This window comes from Undibacterium sp. GrIS 1.2, from assembly GCF_040544435.1.
GTDB lineage: Bacteria > Pseudomonadota > Gammaproteobacteria > Burkholderiales > Burkholderiaceae_D > Undibacterium.
On sequence record NZ_JBEONP010000015.1, the window covers coordinates 87,678 to 108,349 of the forward strand.

Here is a 20,672-nt window from a genome sequence, read left to right on the forward strand (position 1 = left end):
AAAATGAGCGTACTTCCGTGGTGCTTTATCGGCGTAAATTAACTGCTAAAACCGGGTTGCCAAGCCTTGTTCTATCGTGGTAAACTTCGCGCTTCGTCTTATTGGAGTTTTTCTGTGGATAGTTATAGTAGTCGATCTTATATCGACCACACCTTGGCACTGTAACCTCAGAACTCCTGTCGCTACTTTGCCAGATAATGGCAAGTAGTGATGTCAAAAATAGCCTGCAACATCTGCATGCTGCACATCCTTACTTACCCCCACTAACGTACTTAACAACGTACTCAACGCATGCTTAATTTGGCGTAGCGGCTTAGCACCGGAAGCTTGTACTCTGCCTGACAGATACCCAAGTTCAGTAGCTTAGTTTGCCTGGCATGTGCTGTTTTTAGTCATGACCTATGCGTAGCTGGTCAGGGAGGTAGTTTGTTCGAACTTTTTAATCCGCAAAAACGCTCTGTACTCACGAGCGTTATCAAAGGGTCTTTAAGCGATCCTAACAAAGGGCCTAATCGCTGGGATTGGGCTTTATTGCCATTGGTTTTATTACTGATCGTTGCATTTGCCTTTGCCGCAATGCAGATGAGTCGTCCCTTTGTGGTCGGCGAGATTTTAGAGATCTCGCTTGATCCAAGTTACTTGCCTTATTACTTATTGCGCACAATTTTGCGTATGTTTACGGCTCTGGCTTTTGCTTTGTTGTTCAGCTTTGCTTTTGTCGCGATTGCCGTCAAATATGCAGCGGCAGAAAAAGTCATGATCCCATTGCTGGATATTTTGCAATCGCTGCCAATTCTGGGTTTTCAGGCAATTACGATTTCCCCGTTTATTGCGCTTTTTTCCGGTGATTTGTTGGGCGTTGAGTGCGCAGCGATTTTTGCGATCTTTACCTCGCAAGCCTGGAATATGACTTTTAGTCTGTATCAATCGGTGCGCACTGTGCCGCCAGAATTGAGTGAAGCCGCACGTATCTTCAGATTGTCTAGCTGGCAGCGGTTCTGGCGCTTAGAACTGCCATTTGCGATGCCAGGTTTGTTGTGGAACATGATGATGTCGATGTCAGGTGGCTGGTTTCTGCTAGTTGCTGCCGAGGCGATTTCTGTCGCTGGGCAAGATATTAAATTGCCGGGTATGGGCTCGTATATTGCAGTAGCGATTGAATCTAAAAACGGCATGGCAATTGCCTATGCGATTGCTGCCATGTTGACCGGTATTTTGCTCTACGACCAACTATTCTTCCGACCCTTATTGGCATGGGCAGATAAATTCCGTTTTGAAGAAAGTCAGGGCGAATCTGCGCAGCAATCCTGGTTGCTGGACTGGATGCGCAATAGTCATTGGTTCCGCGAATGGACTGAAAGTTTTTGGCAATGGTTAAGCCGCGCGTTGGGCTGGTTCAGCGTAACTTACGACGGTACATCGCCACAGGCAATTGTGCGTGAGCCGCATCCGCTTTGGTCTCGGGCATGGGATGTTTTTCTGGTGCTCGGTTCTGCCATTGCAGCTATTAGTTTGCTGGTATATATACATACCGAAGTTGGCTGGGGTGAGGTTGCGCATGTAGTTTTTCTGGGGTTTATCACCCTAACCCGCGTCATGTTATTAATTGGACTTGCTTCAGTGGTTTGGGTGCCGATTGCAGTATGGATAGGTTTGCGCCCGCAATACTCACAACGAGTGCAGGCCGTGGCGCAATTTTTAGCCGCGTTTCCGGTGAATTTTTTATTCCCTATCGTCGTTTTTATGATGGTACGTTTTGAACTCACACCGAATATCTGGCTCAGTCCGCTGATGGTGTTTGGTACTCAGTGGTACATCTTATTTAACGTGATTGCCGGTGCTTCTGCGATTCCGAACGAGTTGCGCCTGGCCGCAGATAATCTAGGTTTAAAAGGCTGGCTAAAGTGGAAGCGCGTGTATTTGCCCGCCATTTTCCCTAGCTACATCACTGGTGCAATTACGGCCAGCGGCGGCTCCTGGAATGCCAGTATCGTAGCTGAATATGTAACCTGGGGTAAAACGACTTTGATTGCTGATGGTCTGGGTAGTTACATCAAGCAAATGACCGAAGCAGGAGATTTTCATCGCAACGCGCTGGCGATTGGCGTGATGTGCGTTTTCGTCATGTTATTGAATCGGTTTTTCTGGCGCAAACTGTATTTGCTCGCTGAAGATCGCAGCCACTAGAATTTAGCGCATTGATATGCAGTCAAAACTGCTTTTAGCATCAGTGTGAAGAGGATAAATGATGACTCAAAAATTATTAATTGATTTAAACGCCGTAGCCAAATCCTTTCGTGCAGCCGATGGTACTGCCCGCTTAATTTTAGATAAGGTCGATTTCCAGCTAAAAGAAGGCGAGATCGTCGCCTTGCTGGGTAAATCCGGCTCTGGTAAATCTACTTTATTGCGCATCATGGCAGGCTTGATCCCTGCTGACAAAGGCAAGGTTGCTTACCGCGACAAACCGATTTATGGTCCGGTCGCGGGCGTTGCCATGGTGTTTCAATCATTCGCGCTATTCCCTTGGTTAACCGTGCAGCAAAATGTCGAGCTGGGTTTAGAGGCGCAAGGAGTTCCGGTCAAAGAACGGGAAGAGCGAGCCGATGCCGTTTTAGAGATGATCGGTCTGGCTGGTTTTGGCGGCGCTTTACCACGCGAACTTTCTGGCGGTATGAAGCAACGTGTAGGTATCGCCCGCGCACTGGTGACGAATCCAGATGTACTACTGATGGACGAAGCCTTCTCTGCGTTGGACGTTTTAACTGGCGAAACCTTACGTAACGATATGCTGGAGCTATGGGAGGAAAGCCGTATTCCAACCAAAGGCATTCTGATTGTTTCGCACAATATTGAAGAAGCCGTGATGATGGCAGATCGCATCATTATTTTGTCCAGCGACCCAGGCAGCGTGCGTTGTGAAATCAAAATTGATTTGCCGCGTCCACGCAATGTGGAGTCTGCCGAGGTGAGGGCTTTGATTGACGAGGTATATGGCCTTATGACTATGCGCCATACACCTGAAACCGTCTCTGGTCGTCCTTCGCCAGAGCATCTTGGCTACCGTTTGCCAGATACCGACGTCAGCCGGATCGAAGGCGTACTCGACTTACTGGCCGATGCACCGTTCAACGGTCGTGCCGATTTGCCGCAACTGGCAGAAGAATCTGAATTGTCAGATGAAGAATTATTCCCAACGTACGAGGCACTAGGCCTATTGGGTCTGGCAATCATCGAAAAAGGCGACATCATCCTGACGCCATTGGGACAACGGTATGTCGATGCCGATCAGGCCTTAAAGCAAGAACTCTTCGGACATCAATTATTAACCCACGTACCACTCGCCGCCAACATCCGCGGCAATTTAGAAATCGATCCGAACGGCAGCTTACCGGAAGAACCTTTCCTAGAATTACTGGCAGAATTTTTAGAAGCCGACGAAGCCAAGCGGGTACTAGAAATCGCGATTGAATGGGGACGTTATGGTGAAGTGTACGAGTATGACTACCGCACCGGCCGTCTGATTTTGCCTGAGCTGGAAGAGGATTAAATTGGGGTTCTGTTGCAATATCAGAAGCTATTTTTTTGGTCAGGGCAGATTCAAAATATCAGATCGGAGATGTAGTCGGCGAGGATATTGTTCTGTGTACTAGAACTTAGTTGGCGAGTGACATTACGACTGTAGATTGTATTTTTCCTTGTTCGGATGAAATATACCCAGTCTGGATGTTGCACTAAAAGCAAAAAAATTCTTTGGCTACACTGGCGGGGTACATGTGCCCCACAACATCGTCGCTACTTTTGCTTGAGGCTGAGATGTCATTTGGGTTTATGCTAAAGTAATCTTAGATTACTGACTAAAACCATATACTCCCACTTAAGATGTAAGAAATATACCCTAGTGTCCAATGATTATATGGGTGTGTAAAATATACCCGCAGAGAGTATATTGATTCAGATTCATCTTCGATGGATAGACGATCCTCACAAACTTCACCTAAGAGCCATTGCAAAAGTTTTGCAGGCCGGCTGTACGTCCAGCACAAACTTGGCATCACAGCATGGGGTGTTTTATTGGACATTGGGAAAACGGTCTGGAAAGGTCGCTAGCCTCGGGTGATAGTGCAAGCAGTGAGCAGTGAGTACTGAGCACTGAGCAAGCTAGTCGCATTGATTCATCTAATCCAGTGACGATTGCTAAATCTCTCTAAGCGAGCCTAAGCGTGCTGTCGCACCGATCTGTACAAGCCGCACCTGCTAGATTGAGCGTTTTAGTTTAATCAGCTCAGTCGAGGCGAACATCATGAAACGAAGAGATTTTTTGAGAGATGTGAGCGCTCTTGCAGTGGCTTCGCCTGTGTTGAGCTCGTGCTCCTCCGATATCCATCACGAACAACTCTTGCGTGACCTAAGGTCGCCGATGTCTGATCAGCCAGTTGGGGATGGCGGCTATTATTCCTCGCTGCTACGCGAACTGGTGCGTTACTCGACTCTGGCGCCATCGAGTCATAATACCCAATGCTGGCAATTTCAGTTGCAGCCGAAATTGGTCTCGATTATGCCGGATTTGACGCGGCGCTGTCCTGTCGTTGATCCAGATGATCATCATTTGTTTATTTCATTAGGTTGCGCCGCTGAGAACTTGGTGCATGCCGCATTGGCAAATGGTCTTTGGGCTGAACCGCGCTTTGACTCTGTCGGGGCTGGCGCCATTGCTATTTCGTTAGAGCCAACTCGAGCGCAGTCGTCCAGCTTTGCGGCAGCCATTCCGGTGCGTCAATCTACCCGAGGCGACTACGATAACCGGCCGCTGTCCAATGAAGAATTACGTTTGCTTGAACTGGCGGGCTCTAGCAATCATGGCGGTGGCATTCATCTCATGCTTATTACTGAGCATCGTATGGCAGAGAAAGTGCTGGAGTATGTCGTCGCTGGAAATACGGCGCAGATGAATAATGCTGCATTCGTCAAAGAATTAAAAAGCTGGATTCGTTTTAGTCCGCAGCAGGCGGATAGGACTGGCGATGGATTGTATGCGGCAGCATCTGGTAACCCAGCGATGCCAGAGTGGTTAGGGGGCCAAATGATGAATTGGTTTTTCACGCTCCGATCTGAGAATGAGCGCAATATCAGGCAAATCCGCAACTCGTCTGGCCTGGCAATATTTTTTTCTGACGTCAGTGATCCGGAACACTGGGTTGAGGTTGGTCGTTGTTATCAACGGTTCGCACTGCAAGCGACCGCACTGGGTATTCGTAATGCCATGCTGAATCAACCAGTTGAAGTAGGAACGATTCGGCCGCACTTTGCCACTGCGTTGGGATTGGGGAATGCGCGCCCCGATCTGGTTGTGCGTTTTGGCCGTGGCTCATTGCTACCTTACTCGATACGTAGACCAGTTAGTGCGGTACTAGATAGAGTGTAATCGTCTCTATTTTGCATCGTGTTGACAAGCTGACCCGATGTTTATTGAGCTAGAACTTACTTTATCTTCAGCTAACTTTTAATCAGATTGGCAATTTGCATAAGATCCGATCAGACCTTACGTAATGCTTTTTGCCATAGTCGACTTAAATCTGATTACTATCTGTTTAAATATACTCCCATCATTTATTTATAAAAATAGCTTAATGACCAATAATCATATGGGCATCTAATATATACACTGCGGGAGTATGTATTTATGCTTAGCTGTTCTTTAGAATATTCAGATTTCTCGTGCGAGCTTGTGCATGTTGCGGCGACCGCTGCAATCTGATTGCCAGCCTTGTTTTATTCCGGTTTTTTAAAATTACATTTGCTTACACTTACCTTGCTTAGCTACAAATCGGATAAGTATAATTACAATCATTCTCATTTGCATTCGTAGATTTTCGTAATGATTTGTTATTTTAATCAGATGAATTTTTACTAATTTGCATGTGATTAAGTAATTTTTGATGTGTGCCTAAATAACTATAAAAGCACAGCAGTAACAACCCGATGTGCTCTCATCAGTCTGATCCCGAAGGAATAAAAATAACATGCAGCAAGAAAAAATTGGCATCCATCACATGCTGAAGAAAACGTTTATGTCTCGATTTGCCGGATGCAACCGTCTTACGGTTTCGACGATTACTTCAAAGATTGCTACCAAGATTGCTACCAAGATCGCCTTATCAATTTGTCTGGTGACCATGATCAGCTCTTGTGGTGGCGGTTCTGGCGGCAGCGCTAGTTCTGCGGTTGCCAGTGGTGCCGTTGCCCCTTCTGATGCGGATGCAGATCTGAGTCCGCAAGCGGCGCTGGGCGCAAAGATTTTTAGAGATGCCAGCTTGTCAGCATCAGGCAAATTAGCTTGCGCGTCTTGCCATAATCCTGATAATGCTCATGCGCAAACCAATGATTTGTCAGTACAGTTAGGCGGGAAAAATTTAGACGTGCCGGGTTTTCGTGCCGCGCCTTCTTTGCGTTATCTGAATCTGACGCCGACTTTTTTCTTCGCCGCAGATGGCACGCCGACGGGTGGTTTTAATCGTGATGGCAGGGCGCTGACGCTGGCAATCCAGGCACAACGCCCGCTGCTGGCTGCGCATGAAATGGCGAATGCTAGCAAAGCAGATGTGCTGGCAAGTCTGAAGCGCGCAAGCTATGCAGAACAATTCCGGCAAGTGTTTGGTGCTGCTGTTTTGGATGATGCAGATACGGCGTTTGATCGCATCACATTCGCATTGCAGCAATATCAAAAAGAGGATAAAGATTTTCATCCTTATGATTCTAAGTACGATCAATTTTTGGCCGGTACCGTCAAATTTGAGGATGCTGAGTTGCGTGGCTTAGCCTTGTTCAATAATCCCACCAAAGGTAATTGTGCTGCGTGCCACATCAGTAGCAAAGGGGCTGACGGCTCGTCACCTTTGTTCACAGATTTTACTTACGACAATATTGGTGTTCCGCGCAATACGGATATTCCGGCAAATGCTGATGCTACCTATTTTGACCTTGGTTTATGCGGTCCTGATCGCCAGGATCTGACTGCCCGTACTGATTTATGTGGCGCGTTTAAAGTGCCGACGCTGCGCAATGTGGCGACCCGTAAGGTATTTTTCCATAATGGTCGCTTTAAGAATTTACGGGATGCGATTGGTTTTTATGTCCGGCGCGATACTAATCCTGAGGAATGGTATCCGGTCTCAGCTGATGGCTCTGTAGCTAAATTCAATGATTTGCCGGCGCAATATCAAGGCAATGTCAACGTGACTGAAGTGCCTTATAACCGCACACGCGGTATGGCTCCGGCATTGTCGGCAGACGAGATTGAGGACGTGATTAAGTTCCTCGGCACATTGAATGACGGCTATAAAGCGACTAAATAAGTCATCTAAATAAGTTATCTATTTAAGTTACATAAATAAGCTACCTAAATAAGTTACCTAAATACGGTATCAAACAAGACCGCCGAATAACACAGCAGTCAACATAACAATCAACAAATAAGCGTATCTGACAGGGAAAATATCATGAAAAAAACTTTAGTAGCACAAGCCTTGAGCATTGCATTTTTGAGCACGGCAATTGTATTTCCAGCCCACGCAAGTGAGGCGGAATTACTTCAAAGAATAGAAAAACTCGCTGCTGAATTAGATGCGATAAAAGCGGAACTGGCGGCTACCCGTAAGAAAACAGACGTCGTAGAGCAAAAGCAAGAGGCATTGGCCAGCACCGTTAGCGCATCGATCGCACCTGTTGCTGCTTCTGGCGCTGCTGGCAATGGTGCAACTGGCGCGTCATCAGGAGCGGGTTCTTGGGCGCAATCTACAGTAGTTACCAGCTACGGTGAGATTAATTACACTCGTCCTAAAAACGCAACCAACCAGGCAGAGACAGACGTAGCACGGGCTGTAATCGGCATCACCCACCGGTTTGATGAAAAGACCAAGATGGTCGCTGAATTTGAATGGGAGCATGCAGTCACGTCTGCCGATGACAAAGGCGAATCTGAGGTTGAGCAATTGTATGTGGAGCATGAGTTCAACAATGGCTTGCGCGCTAAAGCAGGTTTGTTCCTGATGCCAGTAGGTTTGATCAACACCAATCACGAGCCGACCGCGTATTACGGCGTACACCGCAATTTTGTAGAGACGGCGATTATTCCTTCGACTTGGCGCGAGGCAGGCTTTGGACTGTCACGCACACACGACAATGGCCTGACCTGGGATTTAGGTCTGACTACCGGATTTGATTTGAGTAAATGGGATACCGCTTCAGCCGATGGCACCGAGTCGCCGCTGGGGAGTATTCATCAGGAAGGGCAATTAGCTAAGTCGCATGACTTGAGCATGCATGCTGCCTTAAACTGGCGCGGTATTCCTGGTTTGCTAATAGGCGGTTTTGTTTTTACTGGCAAGGCTGGACAAGCGACGGCTGATTTTGCAGCGAATGATTCTCGCGTTACTTTATGGGATATGCATGCCCGCTATACGCCTGGGCTGTGGGATTTATCTGCGGTTTATGCTCGTGGCACGATCAGTAATACCGATGCGTTGAATCTGACCTTTATCGGCCAGCCAACGCCTGTGCCGTCTTCTTTTTATGGCTGGTATACGCAGGCCGCTTACCAATTGTGGAAAAACGAAGAGTATAGTTTTACCCCATTTGTTCGCTATGAGTTGTTTAATACTGCACATAGCTATAGCGCAGTGCCACAAGGTCTGGGCATAGCGCCGCAGGCAGACGAAAAAGTAGCCACAATTGGCGCTAGCTTTAAGATTGGTGAAGGCGTAGTGTTGAAAGCGGATTATCAGAAGTTTAAATTGGATAGCAGCCGTGATCGCCTCAATCTTGGTGTCGGATATTCGTTTTAATTTATGCTGATCCAATAAATAATTAGAAATAATATTGAAATGACTAGAGAGTAATAACAACGTGATGAAAATAGCAGCGTGATGAGAACAACAGCGATCGCACCTTTGGTATTAATGAGCCTGGCAGGTATGAATACGTCTGCTTTTGCGACACAATATCTGACCGCAGAACAGGCGCAAAAGGTGATGTTTCCTGATGCGACTGAGTTTAAATCCGCTACCTTGCAACTGACGCTGGATCAAATGCAGCAGATCGAAAAACTAGCAGGTTTGCCAGCTCGTTCGGCTGCATGGCGTACTGCAATGGCCTACAAAGACGGCAAGCTCCTTGGTTATATTGTGTTGGACGATGTAGTGGGCAAATTTGAGCTAATTTCATACGCAGTCGGTTTGTTGCCAGATGCGAGCGTTAAGCAGATAGAAATACTGAACTATCGTGAAAGCCATGGTGCTGAAATCAGAAATGCGAATTGGCGTCAGCAGTTTGTGGGCAAATCCGCGTCTGCGGGTTTGCGTGTAGGCGAGGGCATTTCTAATATCAGCGGTGCGACCTTATCTTGTACCCATGTCACGGACGGCGCACGCAGAATCGCAGCAGTGGCGCAGGTGGCAATGGTTTCGACATCAACAACGGCAGCAACGGCGACGCAAAAAAAATGAAGCGCAGGGCGCAGCCTTGGTTGGGGACGATGGTAGAAATCAGTATTGCTGATGCGATGACGGATATCGCGCTAGCAACCGCGTTTGAGCAGGCATTTCAATCAATCGCTCTGGTCCATCGCCTGATGAGTTTTCATGCGGCGGATAGCGACATCAGTCGTATCAATCATGCTGATGTCGGTGCTATTGTAGAGATTGATGTACATACTTACCACGTCTTGCAGACAGCAATGCAGATCAGTGATGCCAGCGCGGGTTTATTTGATGTCAGAATCGCCGGTCGCCTGATGGAATGGGACTTGCTACCAGCGACTGAGCAAGAGCGTACGCTGTACCAAACATATCAAGCGCAAAAGACGGCGTTTACTTTGACGGCTGAAGGTACACTAAAAAAACAACGAGCCGACTGGCTAGATGTAGGTGGAATCGCCAAGGGTTATGCGGTCGATCTGGCGATACAAAGTTTGCAGCAAGTTGGTGTCCGGCAAGCGTGCGTCAACGCTGGTGGCGATTTACGTCTAATAGGTGACGAGGGGGACGACCCTATTGAAGTCCTTTTACGCGACCCTGCCTGTCCACCCAACTTGGCGTACAAACTCAATTTACAAAATCAAGCACTGGCAACGTCCGCCAGCTATTTTTCTTTAGTGCAGACCACACAAGGTAGTTACAGCGCACTAGTACATGGCCAGACTGGCGCAGCGATGCTGGATAAAGTTAGTGTCTCGGTCGTCGCACCGCAATGTATTTTGGCGGATGCATTGACCAAAGTAGTGATGGCGAGTGCTGATGCTGGTCATGCATGCCTGGCACAATTCGATGCTCATGCCTTTATAATCTGAGCCTCTGCATTCTTGTTTTTTTAAGATCGCTAGAGCTGCTTCCTTTATTGAATATATGCATTGAATATCTGTATTGAGTATTTTCTGCTATCGCTTCTTTGCCGCGATTTATTTCCTTTTTGGTTACCGCCTTTTTTAGTACTTATGCTTGCTTTATGAAACATAACCAGCATCAACTATCACACTCACGTAGCCGCGCAGTGAGCTTCCGTTTAGAGCGCTGGCATCGCTGGACGCTTTATAGCGTAGGTACTGCTTTATTACTGAGCGGTGTTGTATGGTTGCTTGCGCATTATTTTTTGCGAGTGCCTGGCGAATTTGGCGAAACAATTAACCCCTTAGAACATCTGTCTATGCAGTTGCATGGAGCAGTTGCCATGCTCGCTTTATTTTTTATCGGCAGTTTGTTGAATAACCACATCCGTCGTGCCAACAATGCCCGCCGCAACCAGCTGACAGGCTGGCTTATGATTGTGTTGCTGATCTGGCTGACACTGAGTGGTTATGCTTTGTATTACCTGGTGAGTGAGACCAATCATTCTATTTGGTCTTTATCGCATTGGATTGTCGGCATGCTATTGCCGCTGCTAGTGCTCTGGCATATTCAATCAGGGCGCAGGCTTATTAATCGATTGGCAGCGACTACCTAACAATGCTTGGCTAAGTGATCGCCGCATGATCAATAAACTCAGTATTGAACCGAGCATCATTAATCACATTGTCATCGTATAAAAAATTCTATCGCTTGTTCCTGATTGCGCTGATTAACAACAGAATATTTGCAATGAGGGCTTTACACAGATAATTTTTTATTTCACTAGTGATACTATTTGAGCACAACTACAATTTAAAAATATAAGCTTTAAGCTTAAATGTGCCGCGATTTTTTGTCACAAACTAAAATCCGCAGCCACTCATAGTTATTTTTTAGCAGGATACCTTTTCCTGAAAACAGTTTTTTTCTCAGTAATTTTTGTATACGTAACTTAGCCAGTTTAGTGGCAGAGTTTTATCATCAATTCGCATCGTCAGCGTATTGTCAGTTACTCCGGAGATTTTATGAAGCTACTTGCTAATATCAGAATTGGTACACGTCTCACCATTGGTTTTGGATTAGTACTCTTTTTTGCAACTGGCTTGTTGATTCTGGGATTATTCCGCATGAGTCAGATGCAAAGCTCGATGGACTATATTTTTAATAATAAAATTGCCAGCCTGAGTGCCGCAACTGATATGCGCGAGCAAGGTCGTGCTTTGGCTTTGGTATTGCGTAAGATGACCGCACCTACTGATGCTGCAGAAGCAGAAAAAGAGACCAAGCGCCTGGTTCAAATTTTGGATAGTTATTCCAAGTCAGAAGCCTTAGCGAAAAAGCTGATTGATAATAATCAAGGGCAAGCAACTCTGGCAAAAGCCATAGAGCAAAAGCAGGCGGTAGTAGTTTTAGTGGGCAAGATAAAGTCCTTTGTCACTGAGGGTAATTATTTTGATGCCTCCTCATTGTTGCAAACGGAATTTACCCTGCCGCATGACAAGTGGATGATCGCTTTAACCGAGCTGGCGCAGCAGCAGCACGAGGCGATGAAAACTACTTATGAAGAATCACAAAGCAACTACCGGGGTGCTTTAAGCAGCATGATAGTGATTGGTGGGTTGACGCTGGCGTTTGGCGTCCTGGCAGCATGGATCATTACCAGAACTATTTCTAAGCCGATTAAACGCGCTGTCATTGTTGCGGACAATATAGCTAGCGGTGATTTAACTAACGAGATCACAGTAGATGTAACGGACGAAGTAGGTGAGTTGCTAGAGTCGCTAAAGCGTATGCAAGGTAATTTGATCAATACGGTTTCGCAAATCAAACAAGGCACAGAAACGATCACAGTCGCATCCCAAGAGATTGCCTCAGGCAATGCCGATCTCTCCAGCAGGACAGAATCGCAAGCCAGCTCGCTGGAAGAAACTGCTAGCTCCATGGAAGAACTCACCAGCACCGTCAGACAAAATGCCGATAACGCCCGGCAAGCCAATCAACTCGTTGTCTCCGCCACTGGTGTTGCCGTCAAAGGTGGTGCAGTTGTCAATCAAGTCGTTAGCACTATGGGCTCGATTAAAGAAAGCTCCCGCAAGATTGTCGACATTATCAGCGTCATCGACAGTATTGCCTTCCAGACCAACATCCTCGCCCTCAATGCCGCAGTAGAAGCTGCCAGAGCCGGAGAGCAAGGAAGAGGATTTGCCGTTGTTGCCTCAGAGGTGCGTAATCTCGCCCAACGGAGTGCCAGCGCCGCCAAAGAAATCAAATCTCTGATCGACGACTCAGTCGACAAAGTCAATCAAGGTGGCAAACTGGTAGACGAAGCAGGCAAAACCATGGACGAGATTGTCACCAGCGTCCAGCATGTCGCCGACATCATGAGTGAGATCACCGCCGCCAGCCAAGAGCAAAGTGCAGGGATAGAACAAGTCAATCTAGCGATTACGCAGATGGACGAAATGACGCAACAAAATGCAGCGTTGGTAGAACAAGCAGCAGCAGCAGCAGAGAGTATGGAGGAGCAGGCGCAGACTCTGGCTGCTACTGTACATATCTTTAAAATTGCAGCAGGAAATGGTTCTGCACTACGTACTTCAACATCAAATGTCTCGGCTTCAAGCACCAAGCGGGTTGAGAAAAAAATGGGGCAGCAACGCGCTCCTCAAGCCAGCCTTAAAATTACTGCTAAGCCAGCACCGACAGCGAATAAAAGTGCGAGCAAAAAAGCACCTCAAAGTAGTGGTGGCAAAGTACAGGAAGGTGATTGGGAAGAGTTTTAATTGTTGATCGTTGAAATTAGTAAATAGTCCTAATGTAGTTATAGAATTTACGACGGACCACAAACAAGAGCTGCCTTTTCGGTAGCTCTTTTTACATTCTGACGTGCCTTTGCTTCGGCTTTAGGTTTAGCGTTTTTTGCATCCTCTTTTACCCATTTTATTTTTAATTGAGCCGCATCACATTTTTGTTTTTTCTTCTCGTTGCGGCCGGCAATCACTTTCATTTCCCGGTCTGATTTTTCTTCTGCTTTATGGCGTGATGCTGCTAGGCGAGTCGCCTCTGCTTTTTCTTTAGCGCTGGTTTGCGCTGCCTGTTGGCTAGTCGATTCTGGAACAGTATTGGTATGTACTACCGTAGTTTGTTGCGCGTTATCTGTGCACGGAGATTGGCTATAACTAGTAGCACCATTTTTTACGCATTTGTAGGTTTCAGCCGATGCGCTGTTCATACTGCTAATGCTAGTTATCATTATTACGATGATAGGTAGAAACCTGAGGTGAGCAATGCGGTATTTGCGTGAATAGTTTTTCATATTTTTATCTCGATGACATGTTCTCTAAGTCTTATAAAATTTTCCCGGGATTCATCAAATTGTGAGGATCTAAAGCCGCTTTTATACTGCGCATTAACTGCATTTCTACATCAGATTTATAACGCAGAATTTCATCTTTTTTTAGCATACCAATTCCATGCTCTGCTGAAATAGAACCATTGTGCTGATGTACGCTGTCATGCACAATTTGATTGATATTTGCTTGCTGCTGAATAAAATCCGTGTCACTAACAGTCAGTGGTGGCGAGACGTTGTAATGTAAATTGCCATCGCCTAAATGTCCGAAAATAATCATCCGGCAGTCTGGAAAAGCCTGTTGTAACAGCGCGTTCGTCGTATTGACGAAATGGGCAATTTCAGAAATGGGTAGCGAGACATCGTGCTTAATATTCTTACCCTCAGCAGCCTGTGCCATAGAAATGTGTTCGCGCAGATGCCACATCGCTTGTGATTGGTGGAGTGACATCGCTACTATCGCATCGGTGATGATGTTGGCTTCAATCGCTGTATTTAATAATCCTTCTAAGACATCATTCGCATGAAGTTCCGATTCGCTATCAGACAGCTCTAATAAGACGAATTGCGGCGATGGTGTGGCCAGCGGTTGCGGGATATTCGGGAAATGTTGATGAACCAGTTGTAAACATGCCTCAGACATCAACTCAAACCCGGTTAATGCAGAGCCACAATGAGCTTGCGCCAGAGTTAATAATTCAAGTGCTGTTTCAGTTGAATGAAGGGCTGCAAGTGCCGTGACTTTCGCTTTTGGTTGTGGGTATAGTTTGAGTACCGCCGCAGTGATGATACCCAAAGTACCCTCTGCACCGATGAAAAGATCACGCAAATCGTAACCGGTATTATCTTTGCGTAGGCCGCGCAGACCATTCCAGATATCGCCATTGGCAGTCACGACTTCCAGTCCCAAACACAGTTCACGGGCGTTGCCATAACGGAGTACCGCGGTGCCACCAGCGTTACTGGAGAGGTTGCCGCCAATGGTGCAACTACCTTCAGATGCTAGTGACAAAGGGAATAAGCGTTGCGCTTGCTCAGCGGCTTCTTGCACTTGTACCAGCAGGCAGCCTGCCTCAACCGTCATGGTATTGTTGACGGTATCAATCTGGCGTATCTGTTTTAAGCGGCTTAAAGATAAAACGATTTGCTGCCCGGATTGATCCGGCACACTGCCAAGCACCAAGCCTGTATTACCGCCTTGCGCGACGATCGCAATAGCGTATTGCTTGCACAAGCCAACTAGGGCGGCGACCTCTGATGTTAATCCTGGTCTGATCACCGCCAATGCTTTCCCTTGAAAACGCTTACGCCAATCCGTGACATAGGGTGCAACATCAGCGGGATCGCAGATCACATTGTCTTTGCCAACGATCTTGGTACATTGGGTGAGAAATTCATTCATATGAACGGACTCGAACATTGAACCTATATTAAACCTGCGTTGAATTTACACTGAACCTGCGTTTAGCCTGCATTAAATTAAGCTGAAGAAATCTACTGCGGCATAGTCGCATTTTTTTCGGCTAATTTAGCGGCAGCTTTTGCAGCTTTTTTGATCGGACGCAAATACAGGATGCTACTCATAAAGAACAATACAGATAGCGCGATTTCCGCTCCGCCCAGAAGACGGGACAGGGGCAATTGATCACTGAAAGCCCGCACAATACCTTCGGCAAAATACAGCAGGATTAGCATGGATGACCACTGCATGGTGTAAACCTGTTTTTTTAAAATTCCACGCAGAGGAATCAAAATAGGGATCACTTTTAAAACGATCCAAGACCCACCCGGATGCAGTGGTGCAAGTACCATTTCCCATAGCACTAACAAGATAATCAGAGCAATCAGGCTGAAGCAGCTTAAAAAATAATACGTTGATTGTCTGGATGATGTCATGCTGACACCTTCAATTTTTGCGCGGTCTCTGCCAGGCGGCGACCTAGAGCAATCGCTAGTTTTTTGCTGTCTTCTGAGACCGGAGTATCGCCTTTAATTCCTGCCCAGTGGCTCGCACCATAAGGGCTGCCACCGGTACTGGTTGTCATTAATTCTGCATGGCTGTATGGGATGCCGACTAACAGCATGCCATGATGCATCAGCGGTAGCATCATCGACAGCAAGGTGGATTCCTGTCCACCATGCATACTGCCCGTGGATGTGAACACGCAAGCGGGTTTGCCGCTTAATGTGCCGGATAGCCACTGGGTTGCAGTGCCGTCCCAAAAATATTTCATCGCTGCTGCCATATTCCCGAAACGGGTAGGTGAGCCCAATGCTAGTCCGTCGCAGTCTTCCAGATCGGCCAGCTCGACATAGGGTGCGCCTTCGTTTGGGATATCCGGCTCGGTCGCTTGGGTTACCGTCGATACTGCTGGAACAGTACGCAATCTGGCATCGCAGCCGGCGACGCTTTCCACACCTTGGGCGATATATTCGGCCAATTTTCTGGTGCTGCCGTGGCGAGAATAATATAAAACGAGAATGGTGAGTTGTTTAGAGTTCATGCTTGCTATTATATGGGGCTTTTAGCGCGATGAGTCTTGCCAGATAAGCTAATTGCTTAGAAGTTCCCTAGCTCCCTAGCTCAGTACTCAGGCACGATAGAGCGCACACGTGATGGACTTATTCAGAGAGATGTTGGTTGATGTATTTGTTTGATGATGTAGTAAAGAAAAAATCTATGCGTAAATTTTCTTGGGGGCGGATGCGTAATCTGTTCCAGTTTGCTTACCAGCGTTTACTTGAAGGCCGCTTGCCGCAAGTTGCAGGCAGTTTAACGTTTACGACGGTATTGGCATTGGTGCCCATTTTGACTATCGCCTTGGCGATTTTTACCGCTTTCCCCTTGTTCAATACCTTTCGATCTTCGCTGGAAGCGTATTTTATTAAAAGCCTGATGCCGAGAGAAATCTCGAATGTGATTTTGGGTTATCTAACGCAATTTGCGACCAAGGCAACACGTTTGTCGGCGGTAGGTGGCGTTGCTTTAATGGTGACAGCGGTGGCAACCTTGGCGATGATCGACAAGTCGTTTAACCAAATTTGGCAAGTCAAAAGAACTCGTCCATTGATTAAGCGAATACTAGTCTATTGGGCGATAGTGACCTTAGGGCCGTTGCTGATTGGCGTGTCGATTACGGTGACTTCTTACTTAGTCACTGCCACCAGCGGTGTGGTTGGCGTAATGCCCATGGCTGGCGATGTTTTTTATACTTTAATCTCGGTGTTTTTCACCACCATCGCATTCACTTTGTTGTACATGGGCGTCCCCAATCGAACGGTCGATTGGCATGATGCGATTTGGGGCGGCTTGTTTGCAGCGATTGCTTTTGAAATGGCTAAACGTTTGTTTGCGGTCTTCGTCACCAAGTTCCCTACTTACACCGTGGTATATGGTGCACTCGCCGCGGTACCGATTTTTTTGGTGTGGATTTATTTGTCCTGGCTGATTACTTTGATTGGCGCAGTGATCGCGGCGGCATTGCCAATCGTAAAATTTGAGCGATGGTGGCATAAGCCTGCACCTGGCAGCGCATTTATTGACGCAATCGAAATTTTGAAAGTATTGTTTGTCGCTCGCAACGCCCAGGATGCGACAGCGGTTGATGTGTCTGCAATACGGATTCAAACCCGCTTTGGCATGGACGAGATTGATGGCTTGTTAGAGCAGATGCTTGAAGTCGGCTGGGTCGCTAGAGTGGTCTCTGACGCGCCGGAATCGGATAAGACGGTCTGGTGGAAAAAATTGAACGACGATGCTGAGCGATGGGTATTGCTAGCCAATCCGGCACAACTCAAACTAGCAGATATTTATCGATTATTTGTATTCAAGGCCAGTACGACGAACCTACTGGCAAAACAGACAGAGCTAGTAATAGAGCAGGGTTTGCAGCAGAGTTTGGAAAGCCATTTTTCAGGTTTACAAACCCTGGCTTGAAATTGATTTGATAGTCAGAGGGTTTAATCTCGCTTGCTTAATCTCGCTTGCTTAATGTCACTTGCTTAATTCTGCTCAACCGATGCAGATATTTTTTCTACCAGTGTTCAAACCTATTGAAGAATCAAAGGGCGGCAAGCGCTTAAGTTTGAAAGTTAGTGAGTCTAAGATCCGCTAATTTTAGATCGTATACTCATTGCAGTATATTTTATTGTCTAGGTGTTTGCTTGGAATTAGCTCGTTTTAGCCACATACTCCCCTAATTTATTGATTATCGATGAAGAGGATCGGTTCTTAAAACTGATCCATCTTTGATGTTAGGCTAATCATCAATAAGCGTTTTTATCACCAAACAAAACGCTCACGGTACGCCACATAATCACGATATCCAACCAGACCGACCAGTGCTGGATATAGTACAAATCATAATCAACCCGGCTTTGCATTTTTTCCAGTGTTTCGGTTTCTCCGCGGAATCCGTTAACCTGTGCCCAGCCTGTGATTCCTGGTTTTATCTTGTGTCTGAGCATATAGCCATCCACTAATTTGCGATAAAGTTCGTTATGCTCAACCGCATGTGGCCTTGGGCCAACCAGACTCATATTTCCTTGAATGACGTTGAGTAGCTGTGGCAGTTCATCAATCGAGGTACGGCGGATAAAGCGACCAAACCGGGTAACACGATTATCACCGACCGTTGCTTGTATCACAGGTCCTTTTGAGTTGTGATTAATCATGCTCCTGAACTTGTAAATATTGATCGGTTTCCCCGCGACGCCATAACGTTTTTGTTTAAATAGAACCGGCCCCGGTGAACTTAGTTTTACGCCAATCGCGATGATCAGCAACAGCGGCGATAACAAGATTAAGCCTAGTGTTGCGCCGAATAAATCCAGCAGCCGTTTTGGCAGCGCAGCCAAACCAATGAATGGTGTTTCGGTCGAGGCTAACACGGGTCTTCCCGCCATTTCACGCAGCTGTATACCTGGCATGCCAAAAATCAGCGACTCTGGAATAAAGTAAGTGGAGGCAGTGCTATCCTGCAAAATAGCAATGATTTCAGCCAATTCAGGGGGCTCTTTGGTATTGAGTCCGATGAATACAACATCGACCGTCAACTGACCAGTTACCGGATCAACTAACCATGCTGTTACGTCGTCTAAAGCACCCAAGCGAGTTAAATTGCTGGGTGGGCGTGAATCATTCCGGTTGTCAAAAAAACCTACAACATCAATCGCAGCCAAAGGCGTTTTACGTAAGGATTCTACTAAGTCTGCGCATGCAGAATTCGACCAAATTAATACGGCCTTACGGCGTCTTGCAGGATTAGAATAAAAGAAGGCTGCAAACAAACGTATCAATATCGCTGTCAGTAGCAACGTAAAAGGAGTCACACACAACCAGGTCAGCATCACTATGCGAGATAAGCGCTCGGTCGTCTTATCCGCATAGGCACTAATGAGTACCAAAGTAAATACCACCAACCAACGTACGCACAAAGTAGGTAGTAAATTAAAGACGCGCTTATCTTGCAAAGCATTGAGTAATCTATGGCTAGAAAATGCGATGATGCTAGCTAAACCAGCGATAACAAAACGCAAGCCAAACGCGTCCAGTTCAGTATTTTTGTTATAAATAATGATGCCGACCAAGGTCAGTGAGATAGCAACGGCAAACGCAAAGCCAACCATCGCCGTTAATATTTGCGATGATTGCGTGCTTCTTCCATGCGACGTTGGGCTCATCATAAGAAGTGCTTCCTATGTAGATTAGGATTGTTCGTTTCCGAAGAAAAAAACAAATTCATATTGACGGCAATCATCAAGCGGAATTTCCCTTTTTGTCTTTAAAGAAGATCGCCTTAATTTTTTTCAATTGCCATTGATGTAAATGCTGACGGAATTCCAGATTGTCGTACTGGGGAGCGCGTTTAAGCGCCGCACCTAAATAACCCGCCATAATTAATATGCCGCCGATGATGAACGGCTTTTCACGCATGCGAAAAATGCTGGAGGCTAGCGCGTACAGTGGGTGATAACCCATAAACCAAATTCCGCGCCCCCAACGCAGACGACCGCGATACACATTTTTGTCTGATGACCCCATTAACCGGTGATGCATCAAAACCGCATCTGCATGATAAAAACTGAAGGTTTTCCATCCTTTCATCCGTGCAGAATGAACGTCAATACCATCCCACATGACTTCTTCGACAAAACCACCAATTTCTTCAAAAGCGCTGCGACGATATAGTTTAAATTGTCCGGCGACATGCTCATCGATAATATATTCTTCGATTTTTTCGTCGTCTTCTTCTCGGTAAACTTTGCCTGAGACCGATGCCAGTTTTGGATTTGCCTCAAATTCTTTAAACATGATTTCGAGATAGTGCGGACCAAAAGACATGTCACCATCTAGTTTCGCAATATATTCATACTCACTATGCGTAATTTGGGTAATCCCATATTTAAATGCTGCAACAACGCCGCCCCCGACTTTACGGAAGCCACGATCCGGTCTTTGCACTAAGCGAATAAAACTATATTTTTCTGCATAAGCCTTGACGATATTTGCCGTGTTGTCTTTTGAACCATCATCTACAATAATCCACTCCATCGGACGCACGGTTTGAGCAACCATGGAATCTAGTGTCAGTTGGATTAAATCGGCCTCGTCACGCACAGGGGCAATGATGACCAAAGGGACCGTGCGCGTCGGATATTCCGGTGGATGCGGCACTTGGATTGCTGTCATATTCATTGGCTCTGGTATGGAAGTAGGCTGCATAGTGCGTATTCCTTTGTTTTCTCGGTATGTGGAGGAGCAATAGGATCTTTTAACTCACACTAACAATCTGTGCATGGTTTGATTGCCTGTAAGTTCTACTGCCTGCGAGAATTCTTTACTTATGAGCTTCTTGCAAAATACCCAAACCAGTAAAGTCGAGCATGGGTGTGGCCACTGTTGCGATTGGTTTTCTTGTTTGAAGCGGCACATGTGACAT

At 46.5% G+C, this 20,672-nt stretch carries 16 protein-coding genes; 10 read left to right on the top strand and 6 right to left on the bottom strand.

What is annotated here, in order from left to right; genetic code table 11:
* Nucleotides 1-426 precede the first annotated feature (426 nt).
* The 9 genes from AAKU61_RS08825 to AAKU61_RS08865 all read left to right on the top strand — a co-directional run bounded on the left by AAKU61_RS08825 (nt 427) and on the right by AAKU61_RS08865 (nt 13,162).
* Nucleotides 427-2,187, top strand: coding sequence for an ABC transporter permease (locus AAKU61_RS08825; RefSeq protein ID WP_354331427.1), 1,761 nt, complete (start codon nt 427-429; stop codon nt 2,185-2,187).
* Between the two features lie 61 nt (nt 2,188-2,248).
* Complete coding sequence (locus tag AAKU61_RS08830; protein ID WP_354331429.1) at nt 2,249-3,550, top strand: ABC transporter ATP-binding protein; 1,302 nt, start codon at nt 2,249-2,251, stop codon at nt 3,548-3,550.
* 753 nt (nt 3,551-4,303) lie between these two features.
* Complete coding sequence (locus AAKU61_RS08835; protein WP_354331431.1) at nt 4,304-5,425, top strand: Acg family FMN-binding oxidoreductase; 1,122 nt, start codon at nt 4,304-4,306, stop codon at nt 5,423-5,425.
* Between the two features lie 598 nt (nt 5,426-6,023).
* Complete coding sequence (locus AAKU61_RS08840; protein ID WP_354331433.1) at nt 6,024-7,355, top strand: cytochrome-c peroxidase; 1,332 nt, start codon at nt 6,024-6,026, stop codon at nt 7,353-7,355.
* Between the two features lie 144 nt (nt 7,356-7,499).
* A complete protein-coding gene (locus AAKU61_RS08845) occupies nt 7,500-8,843 on the top strand; it encodes a putative porin (protein WP_354331435.1) in 1,344 nt (447 codons plus the stop codon).
* Nucleotides 8,844-8,924: 81 nt separating this feature from the next.
* Nucleotides 8,925-9,503: an FMN-binding protein gene (locus AAKU61_RS08850; RefSeq protein WP_354331438.1), complete on the top strand. Its 579-nt coding sequence runs from the start codon at nt 8,925-8,927 to the stop codon at nt 9,501-9,503.
* Nucleotides 9,500-10,345, top strand: coding sequence for an FAD:protein FMN transferase (locus AAKU61_RS08855; RefSeq protein WP_354331440.1), 846 nt, complete (start codon nt 9,500-9,502; stop codon nt 10,343-10,345). The genes AAKU61_RS08850 and AAKU61_RS08855 overlap by 4 nt, the downstream gene beginning before the upstream one ends.
* A gap of 155 nt (nt 10,346-10,500) precedes the next feature.
* Nucleotides 10,501-10,995 carry a DUF4405 domain-containing protein gene (locus AAKU61_RS08860; protein WP_354331442.1) on the top strand — a complete coding sequence of 165 codons (495 nt, stop codon included), beginning with the start codon at nt 10,501-10,503 and terminating at the stop codon, nt 10,993-10,995.
* 409 nt (nt 10,996-11,404) lie between these two features.
* Nucleotides 11,405-13,162 carry a methyl-accepting chemotaxis protein gene (locus tag AAKU61_RS08865; protein WP_354331443.1) on the top strand — a complete coding sequence of 586 codons (1,758 nt, stop codon included), beginning with the start codon at nt 11,405-11,407 and terminating at the stop codon, nt 13,160-13,162.
* Nucleotides 13,163-13,209: 47 nt separating this feature from the next.
* Here AAKU61_RS08865 and AAKU61_RS08870 read toward each other — a convergent pair whose 3' ends face one another.
* The 4 genes from AAKU61_RS08870 to wrbA form a co-directional block, all read right to left on the bottom strand.
* Entirely contained in the window at nt 13,210-13,695 is a 486-nt protein-coding gene (locus AAKU61_RS08870; protein WP_354331445.1) for a DUF4124 domain-containing protein, read from the bottom strand.
* 31 nt (nt 13,696-13,726) lie between these two features.
* Entirely contained in the window at nt 13,727-15,133 is a 1,407-nt protein-coding gene (locus tag AAKU61_RS08875; protein WP_354331447.1) for an FAD-binding oxidoreductase, read from the bottom strand.
* Between the two features lie 92 nt (nt 15,134-15,225).
* Nucleotides 15,226-15,627, bottom strand: a complete 402-nt coding sequence (locus AAKU61_RS08880; protein ID WP_354331449.1) for a DUF2069 domain-containing protein — start codon at nt 15,625-15,627, stop codon at nt 15,226-15,228.
* Nucleotides 15,624-16,235 carry an NAD(P)H:quinone oxidoreductase gene (wrbA, locus tag AAKU61_RS08885; RefSeq protein WP_354331451.1) on the bottom strand — a complete coding sequence of 204 codons (612 nt, stop codon included), beginning with the start codon at nt 16,233-16,235 and terminating at the stop codon, nt 15,624-15,626. Before wrbA ends, AAKU61_RS08880 begins: the two co-directional genes overlap by 4 nt.
* Nucleotides 16,236-16,411: 176 nt before the next feature.
* On the opposite strand from wrbA, the gene AAKU61_RS08890 reads away from it, so the two are divergent.
* Nucleotides 16,412-17,668, top strand: coding sequence for a YihY family inner membrane protein (locus tag AAKU61_RS08890; protein ID WP_354331453.1), 1,257 nt, complete (start codon nt 16,412-16,414; stop codon nt 17,666-17,668).
* A 329-nt stretch (nt 17,669-17,997) separates the two neighbouring features.
* Here AAKU61_RS08890 and AAKU61_RS08895 read toward each other — a convergent pair whose 3' ends face one another.
* Both AAKU61_RS08895 and AAKU61_RS08900 read right to left on the bottom strand, forming a co-directional pair.
* Entirely contained in the window at nt 17,998-19,416 is a 1,419-nt protein-coding gene (locus tag AAKU61_RS08895) for an undecaprenyl-phosphate glucose phosphotransferase (protein WP_354331455.1), read from the bottom strand.
* Nucleotides 19,417-19,489: 73 nt separating this feature from the next.
* On the bottom strand, nt 19,490-20,455 hold the full coding sequence (locus AAKU61_RS08900; protein WP_354331457.1) for a glycosyltransferase family 2 protein: 966 nt from the start codon (nt 20,453-20,455) through the stop codon (nt 19,490-19,492).
* Nucleotides 20,456-20,672 lie beyond the last annotated feature (217 nt).